Origin of the sequence: Streptomyces sp. NPDC058877, from assembly GCF_042742855.1 — a bacterium.
In the GTDB taxonomy this organism is placed as follows: domain Bacteria; phylum Actinomycetota; class Actinomycetes; order Streptomycetales; family Streptomycetaceae; genus Streptomyces.
Window position 1 is genome coordinate 1 of the sequence record NZ_JBHYMF010000113.1, and the last position, 22,261, is coordinate 22,261.

At 71.6% G+C, this 22,261-nt stretch carries 17 protein-coding genes and 1 pseudogene; 3 read left to right on the forward strand and 15 right to left on the reverse strand.

Translation table 11 applies throughout. The features are described from left to right. Positions 1-43: 43 nt before the first annotated feature. Together ACFW2Y_RS23740 and ACFW2Y_RS23745 are read right to left on the reverse strand one after the other, a co-directional pair. Positions 44-1,420 carry an MFS transporter gene (locus ACFW2Y_RS23740; RefSeq protein ID WP_384882698.1) on the reverse strand — a complete coding sequence of 459 codons (1,377 nt, stop codon included), beginning with the start codon at positions 1,418-1,420 and terminating at the stop codon, positions 44-46. Between the two features lie 409 nt (positions 1,421-1,829). Further along, positions 1,830-2,336: a tyrosine-type recombinase/integrase gene (locus tag ACFW2Y_RS23745; RefSeq protein WP_384882734.1), complete on the reverse strand. Its 507-nt coding sequence runs from the start codon at positions 2,334-2,336 to the stop codon at positions 1,830-1,832. A 55-nt stretch (positions 2,337-2,391) separates the two neighbouring features. On the opposite strand from ACFW2Y_RS23745, the pseudogene ACFW2Y_RS23750 reads away from it, so the two are divergent. Then, a pseudogene (locus ACFW2Y_RS23750) lies at positions 2,392-2,829 on the forward strand (transposase); the annotation flags it as partial. Positions 2,830-2,942: 113 nt separating this feature from the next. Here ACFW2Y_RS23750 and ACFW2Y_RS23755 read toward each other — a convergent pair. The 12 genes from ACFW2Y_RS23755 to ACFW2Y_RS23810 form a co-directional block, all read right to left on the reverse strand. Beyond that, positions 2,943-4,526: an AMP-binding protein gene (locus ACFW2Y_RS23755; RefSeq protein WP_384882700.1), complete on the reverse strand. Its 1,584-nt coding sequence runs from the start codon at positions 4,524-4,526 to the stop codon at positions 2,943-2,945. Between the two features lie 7 nt (positions 4,527-4,533). Then, a complete protein-coding gene (locus ACFW2Y_RS23760; protein ID WP_384882703.1) occupies positions 4,534-5,346 on the reverse strand; it encodes a 4'-phosphopantetheinyl transferase family protein in 813 nt (270 codons plus the stop codon). Continuing rightward, positions 5,343-6,467 carry an acyl-CoA dehydrogenase family protein gene (locus ACFW2Y_RS23765; RefSeq protein ID WP_384882706.1) on the reverse strand — a complete coding sequence of 375 codons (1,125 nt, stop codon included), beginning with the start codon at positions 6,465-6,467 and terminating at the stop codon, positions 5,343-5,345. Before ACFW2Y_RS23765 ends, ACFW2Y_RS23760 begins: the two co-directional genes overlap by 4 nt. Next, positions 6,460-7,674 (reverse strand): acyl-CoA dehydrogenase family protein, encoded by a 1,215-nt coding sequence (locus ACFW2Y_RS23770; protein WP_384882737.1) that lies wholly within the window; start codon positions 7,672-7,674, stop codon positions 6,460-6,462. Before ACFW2Y_RS23770 ends, ACFW2Y_RS23765 begins: the two co-directional genes overlap by 8 nt. 2 nt (positions 7,675-7,676) lie before the next feature. Beyond that, positions 7,677-7,940 (reverse strand): acyl carrier protein, encoded by a 264-nt coding sequence (locus ACFW2Y_RS23775; protein ID WP_384882708.1) that lies wholly within the window; start codon positions 7,938-7,940, stop codon positions 7,677-7,679. Positions 7,941-8,132: 192 nt separating this feature from the next. Beyond that, positions 8,133-9,305: an acyl carrier protein gene (locus ACFW2Y_RS23780; RefSeq protein ID WP_384882710.1), complete on the reverse strand. Its 1,173-nt coding sequence runs from the start codon at positions 9,303-9,305 to the stop codon at positions 8,133-8,135. 180 nt (positions 9,306-9,485) lie between these two features. After that, positions 9,486-10,199, reverse strand: coding sequence for a maleylpyruvate isomerase family mycothiol-dependent enzyme (locus tag ACFW2Y_RS23785; protein WP_384882711.1), 714 nt, complete (start codon positions 10,197-10,199; stop codon positions 9,486-9,488). Then, positions 10,196-11,683: a pyridoxal phosphate-dependent aminotransferase gene (locus ACFW2Y_RS23790; RefSeq protein ID WP_384882714.1), complete on the reverse strand. Its 1,488-nt coding sequence runs from the start codon at positions 11,681-11,683 to the stop codon at positions 10,196-10,198. Before ACFW2Y_RS23790 ends, ACFW2Y_RS23785 begins: the two co-directional genes overlap by 4 nt. Continuing rightward, positions 11,680-13,014, reverse strand: a complete 1,335-nt coding sequence (locus ACFW2Y_RS23795) for a KamA family radical SAM protein (RefSeq protein ID WP_384882717.1) — start codon at positions 13,012-13,014, stop codon at positions 11,680-11,682. The genes ACFW2Y_RS23790 and ACFW2Y_RS23795 overlap by 4 nt, the downstream gene beginning before the upstream one ends. Next, complete coding sequence (locus ACFW2Y_RS23800) at positions 13,011-14,678, reverse strand: carbamoyltransferase C-terminal domain-containing protein (RefSeq protein ID WP_384882719.1); 1,668 nt, start codon at positions 14,676-14,678, stop codon at positions 13,011-13,013. The genes ACFW2Y_RS23795 and ACFW2Y_RS23800 overlap by 4 nt, the downstream gene beginning before the upstream one ends. Positions 14,679-14,706: 28 nt before the next feature. Next, complete coding sequence (locus ACFW2Y_RS23805) at positions 14,707-17,175, reverse strand: ATP-grasp domain-containing protein (protein ID WP_384882721.1); 2,469 nt, start codon at positions 17,173-17,175, stop codon at positions 14,707-14,709. A 53-nt stretch (positions 17,176-17,228) separates the two neighbouring features. Next, positions 17,229-18,473, reverse strand: a complete 1,245-nt coding sequence (locus ACFW2Y_RS23810; RefSeq protein WP_384882724.1) for a condensation domain-containing protein — start codon at positions 18,471-18,473, stop codon at positions 17,229-17,231. Positions 18,474-18,795: 322 nt separating this feature from the next. On the opposite strand from ACFW2Y_RS23810, the gene ACFW2Y_RS23815 reads away from it, so the two are divergent. Then, positions 18,796-20,439: an AMP-binding protein gene (locus ACFW2Y_RS23815; protein WP_384882726.1), complete on the forward strand. Its 1,644-nt coding sequence runs from the start codon at positions 18,796-18,798 to the stop codon at positions 20,437-20,439. Positions 20,440-20,567: 128 nt separating this feature from the next. Then, positions 20,568-21,830: an MFS transporter gene (locus ACFW2Y_RS23820; protein ID WP_384882729.1), complete on the forward strand. Its 1,263-nt coding sequence runs from the start codon at positions 20,568-20,570 to the stop codon at positions 21,828-21,830. Between the two features lie 37 nt (positions 21,831-21,867). On the opposite strand, the gene ACFW2Y_RS23825 is transcribed toward ACFW2Y_RS23820, so the two are convergent. Then, positions 21,868-22,261 (reverse strand): transposase (locus ACFW2Y_RS23825; protein WP_384882731.1); only part of this gene is annotated, 394 nt, incomplete at its 5' end.

The window sequence follows — 22,261 nt, forward strand, 5'->3', positions numbered from 1 at the left end:
CGCGGGGTCGGGGGGGGGCACCGGCGGTGCGTGGACCACGGCGCTACGCCGGGTCTCCCGCCGGGACCGCGGGCGTCGTGCTCGTCGCCTCGTCCCGCGAACGCGCGAGGTCTCGCCCCCGGGTCTCCCTGGTGACCACCACGGTGAGGGTGGTGATCAGGGCCGCCGCACACAGGTAGAGGCTGACGGGGGTGGCGGACCCGTAGTCCTTGAGGAGCTCGACGGCGATGATCGGGGCGAGGGCTCCGGCCACGATGGAGGCCAGCTGGGAGCCCATCGAGGCGCCGGAGTAGCGGACCTTGGTGTCGAACATCTCGGAGATGAACGCAGCCTGCGGCCCGTACATCGCACCGTGCAACAACAGGCCCGCGGTGACGGCGAGGGTGATCACCGGGAACGACGTGGAATCGACGAGGCCGAAGAAGACGAACGCCCAGACCGCCATGCCGACGGAACCGATCAGGGTGACCGGACGGCGCCCGATGCGATCGGAGAGTGCACCCCAGAGGGGGATGGTGACGAAGTGGACGGCGGAACCGATCAGGACCGCGTTCAACGCGGTGCTCTTCGGCAGCTCCAGGTGCACGGTGACGTACACCAGCAGGAACGAGGTCAGGATGTAGTACGAGATGTTCTCGCCGAAGCGGGTGCCGATCGCCGACAACACCTCGCGCCAACTGCGCCGGAACACCTCGACGACCGGGGCCTCGTCCTTGGCGCCGCCCTGCGCGGCAGCCGCTTCGGCCTTGGCCTGGGCGGCGAGGAAGACCGGGGACTCGGAGACCGAGACCCGGATCCACAGGCCGATCACCACGAGGACGCCGGAGAGCAGGAACGGGATGCGCCAGCCCCAGGACTGGAAGGCCGCGTCCGACTGGAACGCAGCCAGGAGCGCCAACACGCCGGTGGCCAGCAGATTGCCACCCGGAGCACCCGCCTGCGGCCAGGACGCCCAGAAGCCGCGGTGCTTCTCTCCCCCGTGCTCGGAAACGATCAGAACGGCCCCGCCCCACTCACCACCCAGAGCGAAGCCCTGGACGAGGCGCAGCACGGTCAACAGGATCGGAGCTCCGATGCCTATCGTCTCGTACGTGGGCAAGAGGCCCATCGCGAAGGTCGCGCCCCCCATCATGAGCAGGCTGATCACCAGCAGCTTCTTGCGTCCGACCTTGTCGCCGAAGTGGCCGAAGACGACACCTCCGAGAGGACGGGCGGCGAAGCCGATGGCATAGGTGATGAAGGCGATCAGAGTGCCCACCAACGGGTCGGCGTTGGGGAAGAACAGCGTGTTGAACACGAGGGCGGCGGCCGAGCCGTAGAGGAAGAAGTCGTACCACTCGATGGTGGTGCCGATGAGGCTGGCGGCGACGATCCTCTTGATCGAACCGGAGGGCGTGGGGGCGTGTGTTGCGGCGGCCATGTGCACCACTTCCGAGCGGGTGACGGGGACGTGTACGTGTCGCCACACCGTAGGAACGCGCAGGTCAGCGGTGTATGTGGCGGGACACCACAGTTCGGGCCGTCAACATCCGCACGGGCACCATGGGGCAGGGAGCGGAACCCGCGAAGAGCCGCTGGAGCCCGCGCATGGGCGGCGAAAGGAATGGCACACAATGCCCTGTTCTGACCCCTGGGTATTTTTTCCCGTGCTGGTTCGGTGCTGACCTGAAAGCCCATGTCAGCACCCCTCCCCTCCCCTCCCGTGCTGGTTCGGTGCTGACTACGCAGCGTAGAACCGGGACATTCGAGGACAGACCAGGGAGGCCCACGAGGGTGCCGCGATGCCGCCCACCGTTCAGGGAGTGGCGGGCGTCATCGGCGTGGGTGGGTCAGGCCGCTGGGGCGAGCGTGTCGAACTCGAGCGGGAGGGCGAGTTCGGTGGCCCGGGTGAAGACCGAGTCCATCAGGGTGCGCAGGCGTTCGGGTGCGTCGGGCATGACGTGGGCGTAGGTCTCGTGGGTGATGCGTGGGTCGCGGTGGCCGAGCCATTCGGCCATGTCGGTCACGGGGACACCTTTGGACAGTCCGGCCGAGGCGAAGAAGTGCCGCAGCCAGTGTGGTGTGATCGTGCGGGTGAGGCCGGCTTCCTTCCGCGCTTTACACCACATCCGGTCCACGAGGGAGTACAGGAGGATGTTGGTCCGTCCGACGTTGGAGAACAGGTAGTCCCCCGCCAGCCGGTTCGGCCCTTGTTTCACGGAGTAGGTGCCGTAGTGGCGGACGTGGTCGCTGATCCGGGCTGCGATGGAGGCGGGCAGCGGGACCGCTCGCCCTTCGTCCAGGTCCCGCCACTTCAGGTGTCGGATGCAGTGTGCGCGTCCCCGACCCTTGGTGATGACCTTCTGCCGGGTGGTGTACGCCTTCTCGTTCTCCCCGTCCTGGTACTACAACGCCCTTCCGAAGTCCGCGCAGCCGGGCGCGACGAAGGCGATGCAGGAGATCTGCAACGCCGAGGACCGCACGCCTGCCGAGAAGGCCATCGAGGCGTTCGCGAAGACCTACGGCGCGAAGTGGCCCGAGGCCGTCGCGAAGATCACCGACGACGCCGAGGAACTGCTGGCTTTCTACGACTTCCCGGCCGAGCACTGGATCCACCTGCGGACCACGAACCCGATTGAGTCGACCTTCTCCACCGTCAAGCTCCGCACCAAGGTCACCCGCGGCGCCGGCAGCCCTGCCGCGGCCCTCGCGATGGTCTTCAATCTCGTCGAGTCCGCCCAGGCCCGCTGACGCGCGGTCACCGGAGCCCACCTCGTCGCCCTGGTCCGCGCAGGCGCCATGTTCGAAAACGGCGCCCTGGTCGAGCGTTCGGAGGCCGCCGCTGCCTGATCACACGTCACCCGAACCACAACTCTTGACAATTACTCTCTTCGCGAAGCCCTGCGGCTGCTGTGCCGAACTCCGTCTGCGGTGTGCACCGCCGCTTCGGTCGGCCGCGAGAGTCACGCTGTCAGGAGGCGGCCCACGGCTGCGCGGTCGGTCTTGCCGTTCGCAGTCAACGGCAGGGCCGACACGGCCAGGACGCGGGCCGGGATCATGTACGGGGGCAGCCGGTCGCGCAGCGCCTCGCGCGGGTCGTGTTCCACGGCTCCGTCCACGGTGGTGTGGACGGCGGCCAGTTCGGTGCTGCCGTCCGGGGTGGGCAGGGCCACGACCACGGCGTCCAGGACGCCCGGTGCGGCCCGCAGGGCGGCCTCGACCTCGCCCAGTTCCACCCGGTAGCCGTGCACTTGCACCTGCTGGTCCACGCGGCCCAGGTGGACCAGGGGCATGCCCGGTGCGAGCGGCCCGTCCGTCGAAGCCGTGTCGTTCCTCGCGCTTTCCCCGGAGCTCGCCAGGAGACCCACCCGGTCGCCGGTCCGGTACCAGTGCGCTTCGGTGAGCTGTTCCGCCGCGCGGCATGGGGAACCGTCGGGCGCGAGGAAGCGGCCCTCGTTGTCGGCGGGGTCCAGGTAGCCAGAGAAGCGCTGTGGGCCGCGCACGCACAGCTCCCCGTCCACCAACCGGGCTTCCAGGCCGGCGTGGAAGGTCCCGATGGGGACCGTGCCGTTGGACGTCTGCGGCCAGGATGCCGCCGAGTGCGGAAGCCGGTGGGCCGTGCAGGTGACCGTCAACTCCGTCGGCCCGTAGGCGTTGTCGATCGTGCTGTGCTCTGCGGCGCTGGCCCAGGCACGCGCCTGACGCAGCATCAACGGCTCACCGCAGAACATGCTCCGGCGCAATCCCGGCAGGCTGCCCGGCCTAAGCGCACGCAACCGTTCGGCCAGCGTGATGACGGAGGGAACGGAGTTCCAGTGCGTCAGCGCGCGGTCCGCGGCGTAGCGGACCGGCCGCAGCAGGTCCCTACGGGACGCGGGCACGAGCGTGGCGCCGGTGCCCCAGGCCGCGTACAGGTCGAGAACCGACGGGTCGAAGGTCAGCTCGAAGGTCTGTGAGACCCGGTCGCCCGGGCCGGTACCGAAATGCGCGACAGCCTGCGCGAGATACACGCAGATGTTGCGGTGTCGCACCGGAACCCCCTTCGGCGTCCCGGTGGATCCCGAGGTGAACAGCAGGTAGGCCAGGTCATCCGGGGTGGACGGGCAGGCGGGCACGGTGGGCGCGGTGGCGAGCGTGCGGAGCCCGTCGTCCGTGACGGTCACGACGGGAGCCGGCAGCTCCGTGGCGTACGCGCAGGTGCCGTCCGTGAGGATCAGGTCGAGCTCCGCGGCCGCAGCCACCCGGGTGTTACGGGCGACTGGGAAACCGGGACCCAGTGGGATCACGGTGGCGCCTGCGCGGTGGACGGCCAGATACCCGGCGTAGGCCACGAGGCTGCGCGCGGCCAGCAGCCCGACCCGGCGCGGGCGCCCGTTCGCCGCCTCCCACAGCCGAGCGGCCAACCGGTCGGTGAGCTCGGCGAGTTCACGGTAGGTCAGCCGCTGGTCGCCGAGTTCGATCGCCACCTCGTCGGGAAAGGCGGCGGCAATTCGGGCGAACCACTCGTGCAGAGTCGTCCGGGGTGCGTTGTTCACCGTATGGATCACGTGTAGCTCAGACCTTTCGGGAGGAGGCGGAAAGCGGGCCGGGCCGCGACGGCGACGCGTCGCCCGGGCGACCGACGGAGCCGGCAGGGCCGAGGAGCACAGCGGGGGTGGCAGATGTCTTGGCCGGCCGGACGGCGGTCCCGTCCTGCACGCCCGCGGGAACACCGGTCCCGCCCCGCACGGCGACGCAAAGACCGCCGTCGTCGGGCACACCCCCGGGAAGATACGAAACATAGGCGCAGCTCAGCGGAATGTCGGAGTGGTCACGCAGACAGATCCAGCGGTACGGGCCCCACATGCCGGTGCGGCTGCCGGGTACCACGTCGATCTCCCAGGGGCGGCCGGCCAGGCCCGTGCCAGCCGCTTTCACGCAGGCTTCCTGCGCGGTCCACACCCAGGCCACCTCGCGTGCCGCACGCTCGGGGCCGAGTGCGAGGACCCGTGGCGCGTGCGTGCGCAGCAGCCGCCGGGCCAGTACCTGTCCGGCCGACTCCGCGGAATGCTGGAGGTCCACCCCGACGCGCCCGCTCCTGGTGAAGGAGCAGGCCGTGGTGGATCCGCTGTGGGAGACGCTGATGCCGGCATGCGGGAAATCCTTCAAGCACGGCCGACCGCGCCCGTCCGGGACGATGTCCGCGTCGGCGAGGGACGGGGCAATGGCGTGCAGGAGTGACCGCAGCAGTCCGCGGCCGCGCAAAAACCTCGCCCCCCGCCACTCGGGCAGCACCGCGGCCGCGCGCAGGTCACCGTCGTGGGTGCTGGGACGTGCCGAGCCGGCCGACACCCAGACGCCGTCGGCGACTTCGAGTGCTCCGATCACCAGGGCAGATCCTTGCGACCGAGCGAGGCGAGCAGGTTCTCGGTGTTGTCGGCGACGGTTTCCCGTACGACCTCGGTGGCCCCGCCGCCGATCCCGAACAGCGCGGCCTGTGCCCGGATCTCCTGGATCCCCCCGTCGGCGAAGCCCGCAGCTCCCCACAACTGGGCGCACTCGCCGAGGATGTACGGCACGGTCGTCCCGGCCGCCGCCTTGAGCAGGGCCGCGGCGCGCGGGTCGTGCTGGTGGGCTACCTCGGGCGCGTACCGGTCGGCCAACGCCCGCAGTTCCTCCAATCGCACCAGGCATGCCGCCAGGCGCTGCCGCACGGTGCCGAGATCCGCCAACATGCCTTCGCCGTGTGCCCGTTCGCGCAGCCTGCGCCACGTGTCGTCCAGGACGCGCCGGCACAGCGCAATGCCCCACAGAACCCCCGCCATCCGTTCGGCGGCGATGTGCCGGGCGAACACCGGCAGCCCGAGGCCGACGCGGCCCACGATTCGCTCGCGGGGCAGCCGCACTCCGTCGAAGGACACGTGGCCCACCCCCGACGCGGCGTACAGGGCGCTCGGAGCCGCTTTCACGGCCACTCCGGGGGCGTCGGCCGGGACGAGGACCCAGGTGAAGTGGGCGAAGTGGCGTCCGGGCCGGTGGCGGGCCAGGACGAGGAATGCCTCGGCCGTGGTCGAGTTGGTGATCCATTCCTTGGTACCGGTGACCGTGACGGAGTCCTCCTCGATCATCACCTGTGTGCGCAGGGCCGTCAGGTCCGTGCCCGCCGAGTCGTCCGTCGCGGCCAGGGCCACGGTGGCCCGTCCGCTCAGGACGCGCTCCAAGCAGTGCTCCACGGCGGCGGAACGGCCGGTGGCGAGGACCGGCAGGCCGGTGGCCAACGGCACACTGACCGACAGCGTGGCCGGGATGGACCAGCGCGCGTCGACCGCGGCCAGCACGTCGGCGAGCCCGTCGGGGTCGATACCGGCCCGGACGTCGCCGCCGCGGTAGGCGCGTCGGAGATGCCCGGCTGCCCCGAGTGCGGCCCAGACGTCGGCTCCGGTGGCGTCGGGCGGCAGGTCGGGGCCGGTGGCCGCGTTGGACGGGAGGCGCGGGGGACGGTCAGGCAAAGGTTACTCCCTGGTCGCGCAGGGCCAGTCGGCCGTCCGCCAGGTGGAGACGGTCATTGTGGTAGTTCAGGGACGCCGAGCGCAGGTCGCGCAGCGCGAGTTCGAGTCGGGTCGGCGAGTCCTTGAGGTAGCCGTGCCGCAACCCGACCGCCTCGACCAGTTCGTCGACCGAGGCGAGGCACTGCTCGGAGGCTGTGACCTTGAGCGAGTTGAGCAGGAGTTGGGGCGCGGGCCGCGACAGGTCCGTACCGGACTCGACCACCGTCAGCGCCTGCTGGAGCAGCGCGTGCACCGCGTCCAGGCCCTGGCGCGCCCGCGACAGACGGGTGAGGAGCAACTCGGAGCCCACGTCGAACCGTTCGCGCCCGGAAGGGCTGCGCAGCATCCGCAGCACACGCGAGAGGGCGCCCGCGGCGGTACCGAGCCAGGCCGCCGACCAGCCGAGGTGCGCAAGCGGCCCGAACACGTCGGCCGCGATCTCGTGGAAGTGCCCGGGCCGGCCGATGACCTGATGGGCCGGGACCTGGCCGGTGAGCCGCAGCGGCACGCTGTGGCTGGCCCGCATCCCCATCGGCTGCCAGTCCCCCGAGCCCTCGACACGCAGTTGTTCCCGGTCGGCGTAGACCAGGGAGACCTCGTGCGCGGTGGCCTCCCCCGCGGCGCGCATGGTGACCAGAAAGCCGTCGGCGTGGGCTCCGCCGGTGACGATCGGTGCGAACCTGTCGATCTCGAGCAGTCCGGCTCGGTCGGCCAACTGGGCCTGGGCCGTGCCCAGATGGCCGCCCTTGTCGGCCTCAGTCGTCACCGAGGCGAGGTATACCTCGCCTCGCGCGACCCGTGGCAGCAACGCCGCCGCCAACTGCGGGCCCGTATACCGCACCAGCGCCGCCGCCTGCTGGCAGTGCATCGCGAAGATCATGGCCACGGACATGTCCGCGCGCCCGAGCCGTTCGGCCGCGGTGACCAGGTCGCGTACGCCGCCGCCCAGTCCTCCGTGCCCCGTCGGCACCAACAGTCCGAGCAGGCCCGTGCGACGCAGCGCGGTGAGCGCCTCCACCGGGAACGCGGCGTCCTGGTCGGTGTGCGCGAGATGCGCCTCGGTCACTTCGGTGACCTCGGCGAGCCGGGCGTCCAGATCGTCGACAGCACCCGAGACCACGGCCTCGGGCCGGCGGACGGCGGGCTCCTCGGTGCGCGTTGCCGTCATGCTCACGCCGTCCCCTGGGGCGCGTTCCCGGGCAGCTGTGCGGCGACCTCGCGCCACAGGCTGCCTGCGGTGGCGAAGGTCGCGTCGTTCATCTTCTCGTCGGGCAGTTCGATGCCGAAGGTGTCCTCGATCTGGAACAGCAGCTCGATGGCCTGCATCGAGTCGACTCCGAGACGGCGCAGGTCGGTGTCGGGCGTGATGGTGAGCTCACCGGGCCCGGCGTGCTTGAGGAAGGGTCTCAACAGCTCGGCGAAGCGGGGATCCATGAGTGGTGGTTCCTTTCAGTATGTATCGGTACGACGGGTGGATCTGCACGGCGCGACGGGGTGCACGACCGGGCGGGTCTGCGCGGTGCGCGGCACACGCCCTGGAACCGCTCCACAGGAAGAGCGGCACGGTGCGGGGGCAGCGTGGCGCCCCGCGATCCGCGATCCGCGATCCGCGACGGGAGTGGAGCCTCAGTCGGCCGGAAGCCGTTCGCCGGCCAGGCGGCACAGATCGTCCACGGTGCGCAGCCGGTCCGGGTCCAGCTCGTCCCCGTCCAGCTCCCGGCCCAGCTCGGACTCGATCCGCTCGATGATCTCCACGAGGCGGAAGGAGGTGAATGAGGGAAGCGAGTTCAGAACGGCCCCGTCCGTCAGCAACTGCTCCGCGACTCCCAGGACCTCGGCTACAACAGCCGCGATCCGGCCGCGCGTCGACGACCCGCCCGGGAGGGCGGCCCCGGGCTCGTGCGGAGCGTGCGGTGCCGGTGTCCCCGCGAAGACCTCCTGATCGGCGACGAGCAGCTCGCCGAGGCGGTCGACGGTCCCGGCGGGCTCGGCCCGTCCGCGCGCCACCCGGCGATGGGCGAGATAGGCGTGCTCGACCAGCCGGTCCCAGGCGGCCAGATGGGCGCGTTCGGCCTCGGACTCCTCGGCTCGGCTGGCCCATTGCGCGCGGTAGGCGGCGTGCAGTTTGCGCGAGCGCGCCAGCAGCCAGGTCTCCGTGGCCAGTTGTTCCAAGGCTCGTCGGCGGTCGGGCCATTGGCCGTAACTCGTGACGTAGCGCTGGGGCTGGTAGGGAAGCACCGCCGGCGGGGCGGGCGCCAGGTCCACCGGAGCGAAACTGATGAACTCCGCGTCCGCGAAGCCGCTCAAGTCCTGCGTGCTCAGCACGTGTTCACCCGGTACGGCCGCGCCCCATTGGGTCTCGATGCGGTAGGCGTCCGTGACGTGCCAGGTGTCGGGGCCCGCGGTGAGCAGAAAGCTGTGCTCCATGTGGGCGTTGCCGTGGTACGGCAGCCAGGGCAGGTGGAAGCTGTCGGCGACCACGTAGTGGACGCCTGGGTGGCGTGCGGCCTCGGCGAGCAGTTCGGCCGGGGCGAGGCGGGCGCGCCGGATCGGCCGCAGACCCACCAGGGCGGCGTCGGTGGCGAGCCTGGTGTCCAACGAGGCGTCGGCGGTGGGGAGTCCATCGGGCAGCGGGCGCTCGGGAAGGTTCAGGCGCGCACCCAGACGCAGATGGGTGCCCGGACCGTGGACGTGGTCGGCGAGCACTGCCAGGTTGGCCTGGACGCAGTCGAGCAGGTCGGCGCGGATGCCGTCGAGCGGCAGCGGGGCGCCCGTGTGGGTGGACAGGGCGGGTGGCATGGCGTTGGAAGTCCTTGAATGGTCGGTGGGTGCGATGCCGGGCTTCAGGGCCAGAGGGCCGCACGGGCCGAAGCAGCCGCAGTTGTCGATACGGCCGCGAGGCCTTGCTCCAGGCGCCGGACAGCCGGGCCGAACCAGCCGGGAGACCGAGGTCCGAGCGCACAGCTTTACGGGCAAAGGTCAGATCCAGGGCGGCAGGACCGGCAGCCCGTCGGGAGCGTGCAGGTCCGAGCCGCTGCCGCGGCCGCTGAACCAGGCGAGAAGGTCGCCTCGCGCTCCGGACACCGCCGGCCCGCCGCCCTGGAACCGGGCCAGTTCTGTGTCGTCCGTGTCGTGCACGGTGAATGCCGGCACCCGGGCGGTCTGCCCGTAGTACCCGATGACGTCCTCCAGCACGATGTCCCGGGCCGTCGGCGCGATGTCCGCGATCTCGTGGCCGATGTCCAGGTCGACGAGGTGCAGGACGAGTTCACGCAGCCGGATCACCAGAATGCGGCGCGGTGTGCACACCTCGCCGGTGAACGGCACGACGACCGCGTCCCAGGCCGCCTCCGGCAGGGTCTCCACACAGCGCTGCCAGCGCGCGGAACTCTCCCGCACCCGGGCGACCAGTGCCGCGGCGGGCAGCCGCGCGCCCTCCTCGATCTCGGCGTCCCGGGCCGCGCGGTCGGTGTACTGCTCGGTGCGCACACCGGTACGCGCCCAGGTCAGCAGACGTTCCAGGGCCGGGGCCTGCGCGGCGAGGTGGCTGAGCACGTGCGCCCGGCTCCAGCCGGGCAGTCGGGACGGCGCGCGCACGTCGGTGTCGGTGAGGCCGTCGACCGCTTTCAGCAACCGATCGGCTGCGTCCGCGAGTTCACCGAATGCGGCGGGACCGGGGCTGATCTCCTTCATCGTCGGTTCTCCAGGAAGCTGTGCGCGGGTGCGGTACGGCCCGTGAGACGGGCGAACGCGGTGGCGATGCGGGCGAGACGCTCGGCGAGGTGTGGCAGCCGCACCGGATCGTCCGAGGCCAGTGCCTCCTGCTGCTCCTCGGTGTCCCCGTACAGCAGGCTGGTCGCGGCCTTGAAGCGCAGCGCGAGCGGATCGTCGCCCAAAAGGTGCCCGCCGAGGACCACGACACCGGACTCGTCCAGGAGCCGCCCGGCCAGGGAGGCGGAGTCGGTGACTCCGCGGGCGGCCAGCTCCTCGCGAAGCGGCTCGAAGTCCGGGTACACGTAGAAGGCGCCGGTCGGCGGTCGGCACGCGGCGCCCGCATCCACGGCGATCTGGTGCACGGCGCGCGCCACCGCGCCGTGCAGCCTGGCGGCCTCGCGTTTGCGCCGTACGATCTCGGGCGGCTCGGCGAAGGCGTACGCGGCGACGTTTTGCAAGGGACCGGCCAGAGAGGACCACAGCTCGCTGGCGACGGCCACCACACCGTCCCGCAGTCGCGCGCCCTGCCGGCCTGCGGGGAAGCGGGCCGCACCGACGCGCCAGCCGCCCAGGCCGAGGCTCTTGGACAGACCTGTGGTGACGACCGTCCGCTCGGGCGCCACCTCGGCGGGGCTGAGGAAGGGGGTGGCCGACGGGGTGTGCAGGACGTCCCGGTAGATCTCGTCCGAGACGATCAGGAGGTCCTCGGCTCGGGCGATCGCGCACAACTGCCGTACGAGCTCGGGCGGCGCGAGCGTGCCGGTCGGGTTGTCCGGCAGGGTCAGCACCAGCATGCGGGGCGCAAGCCCCGTCGCGCGGGCCGTGGCGATCGCCCCGCGCAGCGCCTCGGGTTCGGGCACGCCGCCGCAGATGTCGGGTACCGGCACTCCGATGGCCTGCTTGTCGGCGAATCCCGCCTGCGGGGCGTAGGTGTTCCAGGCCGGGGCGGGCAGCAGGACGTCGCCGGGCACGGCGTGCTGCAGGGCCATCAGCAGTGGCTTGCTGCCGGGCGCGAGCACGATCTGGTCGGCGGCGGTGGGCAGCGCGCGCCGCGCGAAGTATCCGGCGACCTCCTCGCGGGCGTCCTGCCGTCCTGCGACCGGTCCGTACGCGGTCCGGCGGGCACCGGCCGCGAGGGCCTCGGCGAGTTCGGGCAGCAGCGGCAGCCGTGCCTCGCCGAACGCCAGGTGTACCAACGAGTCGCCGGCAGCCCGCCGTTCGGCGACCAGCTGGTCCAGCGCCAGGTTGGATGAGGGCGCCAGTTCGGGCAGATCACCGAGCGGCGTCGGCGGCCCGTCATGTACGGCGTCATGTGCGACACCAGTGACGCCTGGCGTCGCGCCTGCCGTCTGTCCGGTGGCGCCTGTCATCTCGCCGGTAGCGCCTGCCGTCGCGGCGGCCGATGTGCTGGTCACAGCAGCGGCCGGGCTCATTGCGGTCATGTGGGTGCTCCTGCGCGTCATCGCGCTGCTCCTTGCTCCGACGGGTGTGCGCCCAGCACGACCGCGAGGTCGGGTGCGAAGGTCGGGTCGATCGCCAGCTCGTCGAGCCAGGCGGCATCCGGGTCATAAGCGGCGCGGAACGGGCGGCCTACCAGCCGAGGGTCGCGTGCCTGCAGCATGCGCAGCTGGAAGAACCGGCCCTGGGCCGTCTCCTGCACCCCGTCCACCACGACCTTGCCGGGTGTCGCCGACATCACCGGCCCGCGCACGGTGCGCGCAAGTCCCGGCAGTGTGCGGTAGGCGTCCTGGAAGATGCCCACCGCGCGGGCCAGCGGCACCTTGAAGTATTCGTACGGTCCGGTGTCCCGCTCCACGAACAGGTAATACGGCACCGCGCCCGCGGCGAGTTCGGCTCGCCACAGCTCGCTCCACGTCGCCGCGTCGTCGTTGACCCGGGCGATCAGCGGAGCCTGGCAGTAGACGACGGCGCCGGTCGCGCGGATCCTGGCCAGCGCCCGGCGCGCGGATGTGGTCTCCAGCTCGCGCGGGTGGCTGAAGTGGGCCATGACGGCGAGCTGTTTACCCGCCGCCACCACCTGCTCGAACAGGCGCAGCACGTCGTCGGCGTCCTGATCGGTGGTGAACCGGTGCGGCCAGTACGCCACGGACTTGGTGCCGATCCGTACGGTGGACACGGACTCGACGCCGAGCAGCGGCTCCACGTGCCTGCGCAGCCGCTCGGTGGTCATGACCATCGGGTCCCCGCCGGTGATCAGCACGTCGCTGACCTCCGGATGCGCCGTCAGGTAGGCCAGCAGCCCGTCGGGGTCGGGCGCCGCGAACTTCAGATCCGCATCGCCCACGAACTGCGCCCAGCGGAAGCAGTACGTGCAGTACGCGTGGCAGGTCTGCCCCTGCCCGGGGAAGTACAGGATGGTTTCGCGGTACTTGTGCTGCAGGCCGGGCACGGGGGCGCCGTCGAGGCGCGGCACGTTGTACTGCAGCTGGCCGGAGGGGTGCGGGTTGAGCCTCGACCTGACCTCCTTGACGTACTCGCGCAGCAGCAGCCGGTCCCCCGGGTCCGCGGACAGTTTGCCGAGCTGTTCCTCGTCGCCGGCCGTCAGCATGCCGCGCTGGGGAAACGTGAGCTGGAAGATCGGGTCGTCGGGGACCCGGTCCCAGTCGACGAGCTCGGTCAGGACGTATTCGTTGACCCGGAAGGGCAGCACGAGCGAGAGACGACGCACCGTCTCGGCGACCTCGCCGGGCAGACCGAAGCGGTCGGCGATCTCGTCCAGGTGCCGGGGGCCCCAGGCCCGGAACCGCTTTGGGCCGGGAAGCGCCGCCGTCATCGGCCGGCACCTCCTGCCGAGGCCTTCTTGCGGTAGAGGGCGTCGTCGAGGACGAGGAAGTCCAGGTCCATGGCGCGCAGTGCGGCCAAGGCGTGGTCGGCGGTGTCGACGATGGGTTCGCCGCGGCCGTTGAAGGAGGTGTTGAGAAGTACGGGCGGGGCCCCCTGGGCCGCCAGTGCGTCGAGCACCGCACCGACGGCGGGCGCCTCGTCGCCGCGCAGGACCTGGGGACGGGTGGTCCCGTCGACGTGCACCACGCCCGGGGCGACCTGGCGGCCGAGTTCCGTGACCCGGGCCGCGCCGAGCATGTACCGGCTCAGGTGCTCTTGCTGCTCCCATAGCCGCTCGCCGTAGTCGGCGCGGGTGACACCGGCGAACGGACGCCACTGCTCACGGCCCTTGACCGTGTTGACCCGCGTGTTGACCTCAGCGGTGTCGGGGAACGCGATGATGGACCGCCGACACAGCGCGCGCGGACCGACCTCGGCGCGCCCCTGCGCGACGGCGCCGATGCGGCCCTGCAGCAGCAGCTCGGTGACCTGCTCGATGTCCAGGGGGGTGCGCACCAGGTCCTGGGTGTCGGCGTCCGTCACCTTCCCGGCCGCGATGGCACTGCCGAGATAGGGGCTCAGTGGCTGGGTGCGGGCGGCCGGCGGCCGTACGGTCCAGGCCGCGCCGAGTGCCACACCCGCGTCGTGCGGGACCGGCGGCACGTACACCGGGCCGGGCAGCGTGCCGTTGGTGGAGCAGTTCAGGGCCACCCCACCGCTCATGCACAGCTCCTCCACTCCGGCCGCCTTGCGGGCCTGGGCGGCGAGGTGGGTGACGGTCTCCTCGATGACGCGCTGCGCGGTGTACGCCACGAGCACGGCGTTCAGGTCGTCGGCGAGTCGTTCCTCGGGAACGCTCGGGCCGTCTGCGCCCGCGAGCAGGCTGTAGCGCTCACGCCACCGGCCCACGGTCTGCTCGTAACTCTGCTTGATCTCCTCGGCGGTGGCGCGCCCGGAGTTCTCCGGCAGCGGTTCCACCGCCAGGCGGAAGTCGTCGCCGCCGATCTCCACCAGGCTCTCGACGGGCAGCGCGCGGGCCCGGCCGTAGGCGGCGAGCCCCATGGTCTTGCCGGCGTTGAGGAAGGAGAAGCCGAGCCAGGTGGAGGCCGCGTCGTAGGCGTACCCGAGGGAGGCGGTGCGCTGCCAGGACCGCTCCAGGCGCGGCTCGCGGCCGTCCTGGTACGTCCAGATACTCGACGACTCGTCCTCGCCGTGTCCGTCGACCACCAGGACGGCGGCCTTGCTGAACGGGGAGGCGTAGAACGATGAGGCCGCGTGCGCGCGGTGGTGGTCGACGCGTACCACCTCGGGCAGCCGGTCGCCGAAGTCCAGGCCGACGGCGTAGGTGAGGAAGGCGGACTCGTCGGCGAACTGGCCCGGATACAGGGCGCGTTCGTCCCAGCCCACAGCCACCACGTCGATGTCGGCGGCGGAGATTCCGGCCTGGGCCAGACACATCCGGGCCGCCCCTGCGGGCTTGCGGTACAGCGAATGGCGGCGGCGGTTGAGGCGTTCCTCCTCGGCGAAGGCGACAACCCTGCCGTCGCCGTCGATCAGGCATGCGGCCGTGTCGTGCCAGCCGGCCGGTGGCGCGTTGACGCCCAGGATCCACATGGTCGGGCACAGCTCCTTCGGAGGGATGTCAGTCGGTCAGCGGCGCGAGTGCGGTCCGCACGGCCCGCTGTGCGCGGTCCAGTGCCTCGGTGCACTGCGCGGGTGAGTCGCCCACCGCGATGAGCGCGGCGAGGCGCGGCACGATGCCGTGCGGCGGGAGCCGCAACCGTGTGCCGGGCGGGGCGAGTTCGATGGCCTCCACGATGCCGGGGACGGCCGCGGCCGCCGCGAGGTCCACCTCCTGCACCACGGCGTCGTGTTCGGGGTAGAGGAAGCGGACCTCCGCACACTGGTCCTGCCCACCCACCACGGCGGGCGTACGGCCCAGGGCGAGGTCGGCGGCGGCCCTCACCTGATCCACACCGGTGGCGAGCCTGCCGAGCAGCGGGATGAAGTCCCCGCCGAGCCGGCCGTTGATCTCGACCACGCGCGGGCCGGAGGGGGTCAGGCGCAGTTCGCTGTGGGTGACACCGGTGCGCAGACCGAGCGCGGTGTGCGCGGCGACGACCACCGACTCCACGTCGTCCGCCCAGGGTTCGTCCCGCCAGGGCGCCACCAGGTGCCCGATCTCCTCGAAGTACGGGGCGAAGCCGAGACGTTTGCGGGCCACGTTGACGACGCGGACCGTGCCGTGGTCAGCGACGCAGTCCACGCTGATCTCCGGGCCGGTCAGGTACTCCTCCACGATCACGCCCTCGAGGCGGTCGATGCCGGGGAACGCGGAGGTGGTCGCCTGCTCGAAGGCGGCGCCGACGTCCTCGGCACAGGTGGCGAGGGTGACGCCGATGGAACCGGCGAGCCCGCGAGGTTTGACCACGGCGGGCAGCCCCAGGTCGTCCGCGGCCCGCAGCGCCTCGGCCCGGTCGTGCACATGTCGGAATCCGGCGGAGAGCACACCGGCCGCGGCCAGGGCCGTGCGCGTGGCGAGTTTGTCGCGGCAGTGACGCACCGCCTGCGGGCTCAGATGGGGCAGCCGGAGTCTGCGGGCCACCTCGGCGGTGGTCGCCAGGAGGGTCTCGTCCCAGGTCAGCACGCCGGCCGGGCCGTCAGCCGAGGCCAGCAGGGCAGCGACGGCGTCTGTCACGGCGTCGGGGTTCGAGGTGTCGGCCGTTCGGAAGCGGTCGCCTATGTAGGGGCGCTGCCACTGCGGTTCGCCCGGCTGCACGAGCGCGGTCTGCACGTGCGGAGCCAGTGAGGCCAACGCGTAGCGCCGGTAGGGCGGGTTGCCGCCGCCCACGACCACGAGCCGGGCGGGCGCCGCGGGGTCCACCGGGGTGCAGTGCAGTGCGGTGGTGCGGACCGTCTCACGGACGGCCGCCTCGACTTCGGCGGTCCGCGTGCCGCGGAAGCGGAAGCGTGCGCCGGAGTGCTCGTAACCGCCGCCCGCCATCAACCGGCCCGCCGGCGGTATTTCCCGGGCGTACGCGAGGGGGGCGTCGGGCAGCGTCGCGGAGCGGACCCGGCAGGGCAGGGGGGCCGAGGGCGGCACGAGCAGCCAGCCGCCGACCTCTGCGCCCCGCCCGGTGGAGCCCGCGTCGTCCCGGTGCCGCGGCGCGGCGGGCACGGGCAGTCCGGCCTGGTGGGCGAAGGCGTAGGCCATCAGGTCGGTGCCGTGCACTTCCCGCCATACGAACGGGACTTCGGCGCCGCCGGGCCGCGCCCCGAGTTCGAGGACGGTCAGCGTGCCGTCCTCGCTCTCGAACAGCTCCAGATGGAATACGGAGTCACGGGCGAGCAGCGCCCGCGCGGCGGACGCGGCCAGGCCGCCGATGCGCTCCAGCGCGGCCGGGTCATCGATCTCGACCGAGCCGAGTGCCTGCCCACCGGTGAACTCCAGGCAGGTATTCAGATAGCGCGAGGCGCGCCAAGGACCGATCCCGTCGCCGCTGAACACCCCGTCGACATGCAGCACCCGGTCCGGCACCCACGGCTGGACGATCATCTCGACGCCGGGCGGGAAAGCGTACGCGGCCAGCTCCTGCGGAGACCCGAGACGGGTGACGTCCGCGCTCGCGGTGCCGCGCCTCGGCTTGACCAGCAGCGGCCAGCCGTGTGCGGCGGCGAACCGGGCGACGGCGACGTGGTCCTCGGCGGCGGCGGTCGTCGGCACGGGCAGACCCGCCGCCTCCAGGTGCTCGGCCATCAGCAACTTGTCTCGTACGGGGGCGAGTTCCTCGGTTCCGGGGCCGGGCAGCCCCCAGCCGTCCCGCAGTGCGGCCGCGGTATCAAGGTCGGTTTCCTGGAGTGCGACGATCCGGGTCGGCCTGCCGTGCCGTTCGGCGAGGCGGTCCACTGCCGCGGCGACCGCCTTGGTGTCCTCGGTGCTGTCCACCAGTTCCACCCCGGCGGCTCGCGCCACGGGCAGATGGCGCAGGGCCTGCTCGGTGGTGACGTAGCTGACGCGGTGGGCGCTGCGGGCGAGGTACTGGTCGTAGTCGGCGTAGTGGTCAGTCCAGCGGTGTAGGACGACGAGATGGCCGGGGTCGCGGGCGGGCACGGAACCTCCTGGGGCAGGGCGGGCGGGTGTGATCGCTAAGGGGCGGCCGGAGTTCAGGCGGCGGCCAGCAGCGTGTCGTGTATCTCCCACAGCAGGGCGGCGCTGTGCGCACGGCCCACGTCCCGCGCGGTCAGCCGCACCGACAGGGTGCGCCCGTCTTCCTGAGAGCGGGCGTAGCAGCGCGGTCCGATGGTGGTGAAGGGCGTCTCGAAGGACACGGTCGGCTTCTCGGGGCTCTCCGGCCGGTGCACCGCCTCTTGTTCGTCGACGGTCGACGGGACGGCGACGTGGTTGAACGCGCAGGCGGGCAGCGGAGCTTGAGGCGTACGGGTGCGCAACTCGGCGACCTCGGTCACGTCGTGCATGCCGTGGCGTACCGCTCGCAGGACGTCCCAGTGCACGGCGCGGGCGAGGTCGGCGACCTCGGTGCGGGTGCCGTCGACGAGTGCCGGCACCCACTGGTTCATCGAGGTGACCAGGTTTTTCCAGCGGCCAGCAAACCGGTTCGCGCTCATTAGCTGCACCAGCAGGGTGTCACTGCCGAACCGGCGGGCCACCGTACGGAGATAAGCGGCCAGGACGGCGCTGGCTACGGAGACCCGGGCCCGGTCGGCGAGCGTGCGGGCCGCGGCCAGTGCGGGCGCTGAACGCAGCGTCGCCTGGACTACCTCGCCCGGGGTGTCGCCGGTGTCGGGCAGACGGGTGTCCGGGGCTTGTGCGAGCAGGCGCTCCCAGTGCTCCAGCGCGGCGCGGCGGCGCCGCATGCCGTCGGGTCCGTGCTGTTGTGCGGCCAACTCGGCCGGTCCGTCCGCCGGTTCGCGCAGGCTGCCCGGTGCGGACAGTTCCCGCAGCAGGTCGCGGCGGAGCACTTCCTGGGCCCAGGCGTCGGCCACGATGTGGTGCTTGACGAAGGCCAGCCGGCTGGGGCCGGACCCGCCGGTGAGCAGTCGCGCCCGCCAGCCGTCCTGTCCACCGAGGTCGAAGGGTTCACTCGCGAGCCGCAGCGCCGCCTCGTCGGCGGGGGTGTTCGCGGCGTGCACGACGGGGAGCTCGACGTCGGCCGGCCCCTCAAGGGTCCACTGGCGAGGCGCGTTCGGGTCGCTCAGGTCATAGCGGGTGCGCAGCGACGGATGGCGCCGTGCGAGCGCGGTGAGCGCGGCGCGCACCTGAGCCGGAGCCGCCTCGGGTGGGAGCTCCCACACCGTGGCGTTGTTGGGTTCGTGGCGGCGGGACAGGGGCAGGTCGCGGATGTCGTGCCAGACCGAGAGCTGTCCCAGCGAAAGGGGTCCGGCGTCCATGGGCTCCACGACCTGACTACCTCCAATTCCGTAACACGGAAGTTGTATTCCAATTTCGATCCCGCAAGATGCCACAGTTTGTTGAACGCTGTCCACCGGCACCCCACGAGGGCCATGAGCCCATACGGGGCGGAAGTTGACGATTCAACGGATCGCGCGAGCCCGCAGGGGGTGGCATTCCGTCGTCAGCGTATGAGAGCGTGACCACCGTAATCGGGATACATATTCCGCCATACGGAATATCGACATACGGAATGTGCACTCTCTTTTGTGGCGCGCCCTCGCGATCCCCGCCGCCCGGTACCGAAAGGACAACCCGTCAGTGAGTCAGCCGCCGGCCGTCACCGCCGAGGCCACCGGTGAGTTCCTCCACGACCTCCTGCTGGCCCCGACCCGACACACCGCGGACCACCCGGCCGTGATCGAGCCCGTTGCCGGCGGCCCGCCCGCCGTCACGACGTACGACCAACTGACCCAGGTGGTAGACGACTACACGCGAGCCCTGCACGCCCTGGGGCTCGAACCGGGCAGCCGTGTCGTCCTGGAGGCGGAGGCCGACGCCGAGTCCATCGCTGTGCTCCTGGCTTGCTCGCGTACGGGATTGACCTTCGTGCCAGTGAGTCCCGCGACCCCGCAGGAGCGCCTGCTCACCCTCATCGACGCCGCGCGGCCCGCCCTGCACCTGCAGGCGAAGTCCGGTGCGCGCGCCGGACTTCCCCCCGCTCTCGGCACGGCCCGGTTCGCCGCCGGCGGCCTGATGGTCGAACAGCCGCCCACCGCCGCGCCCCGCAGGCGGCACGCCCCCTGCGTCACCGACCCCGCGTACATCATCTTCACCTCCGGAACGACCGGGCGCCCCAAGGGCGTCGTGATGAGCCACCGGGCCGTCACCGCCTTCTTCCGCGGCATGCTGGCCCACCGCATCAGCGGACCCGGCGACCGGATCGCCGGTACCTCGCCGCTGCACTTCGACTTCTGCCTGCTGAACATCGGACAGGCGCTGGCCTCCGGCGCCGCGCTCGTACCGCTCCCCCAGCAGACCGTGCGCTGGCCCCGCCGCTTCCTGCGCGCCCTGCGGGAGACCGCGGCCACCCAGGTCAACGGTGTGCCCTCCGTCTGGCGCCAGGTCATGCGCCACGAACCCGGCCCCCTCGCCCAACTCCCCGCTCTGCGCGGCGTGCTGTTCTGCGGCGAGGAGTTCCCGCTGCCGGAGCTGCGCCACCTTCAGGAACTGCGCCCCGGCATGCGCATCGTCAACTGCTACGGCGCCACCGAATCGATGGCCGCTTCCTTCGCGGACGTCCCCGAACCGCTCCCGGACGATCTGGAGCGCCTGTCCATCGGCATCGCGCATCCCGGCGCCGAGATGATCCTCGTGGACCGCACGGGCCGCGTCGTGGAGGAGACCGGTGTACCCGGGGAGATCCATCTGCGCAGTCCCGCGCTCTTCTCCGGCTACTGGGACGACCCCGAAGCCACCCGGGCCGCCCTGGTCCCGGACCCGCTGTGCCCGGAGTCGGGGCAACTGGTCCTGCGCACAGGCGATCTGGCCGTCCGCGGCGAGGACGGCACGTACGCCTTCCTCGGGCGTACGGATTCCCAGGTCCAGATCAACGGCAACCGGGTCGAACTCGGCGAAGTGGAGCGGAGACTGCTGCAGCACCCCGCTGCGACGGCGGTGTGCGTCCTCGCGCTGCCGCTGGACGAAGGCGGGCACCAGCTCGCCGCCTGCGTCGTCCCGGCGCCCGGTGCGCACGTGACCAAGGGCGGGCAGTCGAGCGCGGACAGCGCCGGCGAGGTCGGCCCGCAGGAGGACATCTCCGCCGTCCTGCGGGAGTTCTGTGCGCGCACCCTGCCCTCGTACATGGTCCCCGCCGAGGTGCGTCTCCTGGACGTGCTGCCCGTGACGGGCAACGGCAAGGTCGACCGCAGGGCGCTCGCCGCGTCGTTCGCCGGTCCCTCATGAGGCTCTGCGCAGCCGTATGACGTGCTGCGCCGCGCCGACCGTGACGCGACCGGCGCAGCGACCACGCACCGAACGCCCCGTAGTCCTTTCCAGCCCCACCGCCCCAACGGCATCGACGGAGAACAGCGTTGACCACCATCCCACCATCCGCCCCACCCTCCGGCGGCCGGCTGCGCGCCCTCGCGCGGGTGCGTGTCGGCGGATTGCCACGCGCGTTCTGGGTCCTGTGGACCGGCACCCTGGTGAACCGCCTCGGCGCCATGGTCAACCCGTTCCTCAGCCTCTACCTGACCCAGGTCCGTGACGTCCCGCTGCACACCATGGGCCTGATCCTCACCATCGTGGGCGTCGGATCGGTCATCTCGCAGCCGCTGGGCGGTTTCCTCACCGACCGGTTCGGCCGCCGCGCCGCCCTCACCGGCGGCATGCTCGCGAACGCGGCGAGCCTGCTGGCGCTCGGCCACGCCCAGACGCTGACGGCCCTGACCACCGCCGGGTTCGCGCTCGGCGTCACCATCGACCTGTTCCGGCCCGCCGCGCAGGCGCTCGTCGCCGACGCCGTGCCTGCCGCCGACCGTACCCGCGCCTTCGGTCTGCTCCTGTGGTCGGTCAACCTCGGCTTCTCCGCCGCGATGATCCTCGGCGGACACCTCGCCACCCGGGGCTTCCACCTGCTCTTCTGGACAGACGCCGCCGCCTGCGCCGTCTTCGGCCTCCTCGTCTGGTACGCCGTGCCCGAGACCCGGCCGCGGACCGCCGAGCGCGCCACGGGCGGCTACCGGGCGGTCCTCACCGACCGCGTCATGGTCGCTTTCGCCGCGGTCGTCGTCCTGTACGCCGTCGTCTTCCAGCAGGCCTTCGCGACCCTGCCGATCGCCATGGCCCGCCACGGCCTCTCCGGCGACGTGTACGGCACGGTCATGGCGGTCAACGGCGTAATCGTCATCCTCCTCCAGCCCCTGATCGGCCACCGGCTCGCCCCGTACGACAAGAGCCGCGTCCTCGCCTGCGGTTTCCTCCTTGCCGCCGTAGGCAACGGCCTCGTCACCGCGGCCTCGGGAGGGGCGGCCTACGCCGCGGCCGTCGCGGTGTGGAGCCTCGGTGAGGTCCTGGTGTTCGCGGTCACCGCGGCAATCGTCGCCGATCTCGCACCAGTCGCCCTGCGCGGCCGCTACAACGGTCTGCTCGGCATGGCCTGGGGCACCGGATTCCTCATCGCGCCCCTGCTCGGCACCCGCCTGCTCGCCGCGGGATCCACCGTTCTGTGGCCCGCCTGCGCCGCGCTGTGCTGCGCCGCCGCCGCGGCTCAACTCGCCCTCGCCCCCGCCATCAGAGCACGGGGCGCTGTGGAGTCCGACATCACCTCTCCGTCGAAGCGAGTGCGGGCCTGAGCTGCCCCGAGTTTCGTAGAGTCCGATCTTGATTGGTTCAGGCGGACTGCGGGGTCTGTTCCTGGCTGCGCCAGAAGGCTTCCTCGTACTCGGCCGGCGGCACGTAGTCGAGCGCGGAGTGCAGGCGTTCTTCGTTGTACCAGGTGATCCACTGGAAGATCGCCCGCTCGACCTGGTCGACGTCCTTCCAGGGACCCTGCATCTCGATCAGCTCGGCCTTGAAGGTCCCGTTCAGCGCCTCGGCCATCGCGTTGTCATACGAGTCCGCGACGGAGCCGACGGAGGCGGAGGCGCCGATGTCGGCGAGCCGGTCGGTATACCGAATCGACACGTATTGGGCGGATTCAAGTGGTCGTCGCAACACCTTGATCACGGAGGTGTCGCGTGGGAAGACCACCGGGTTGGACGACGACGTTGACGGGACGTCCGGC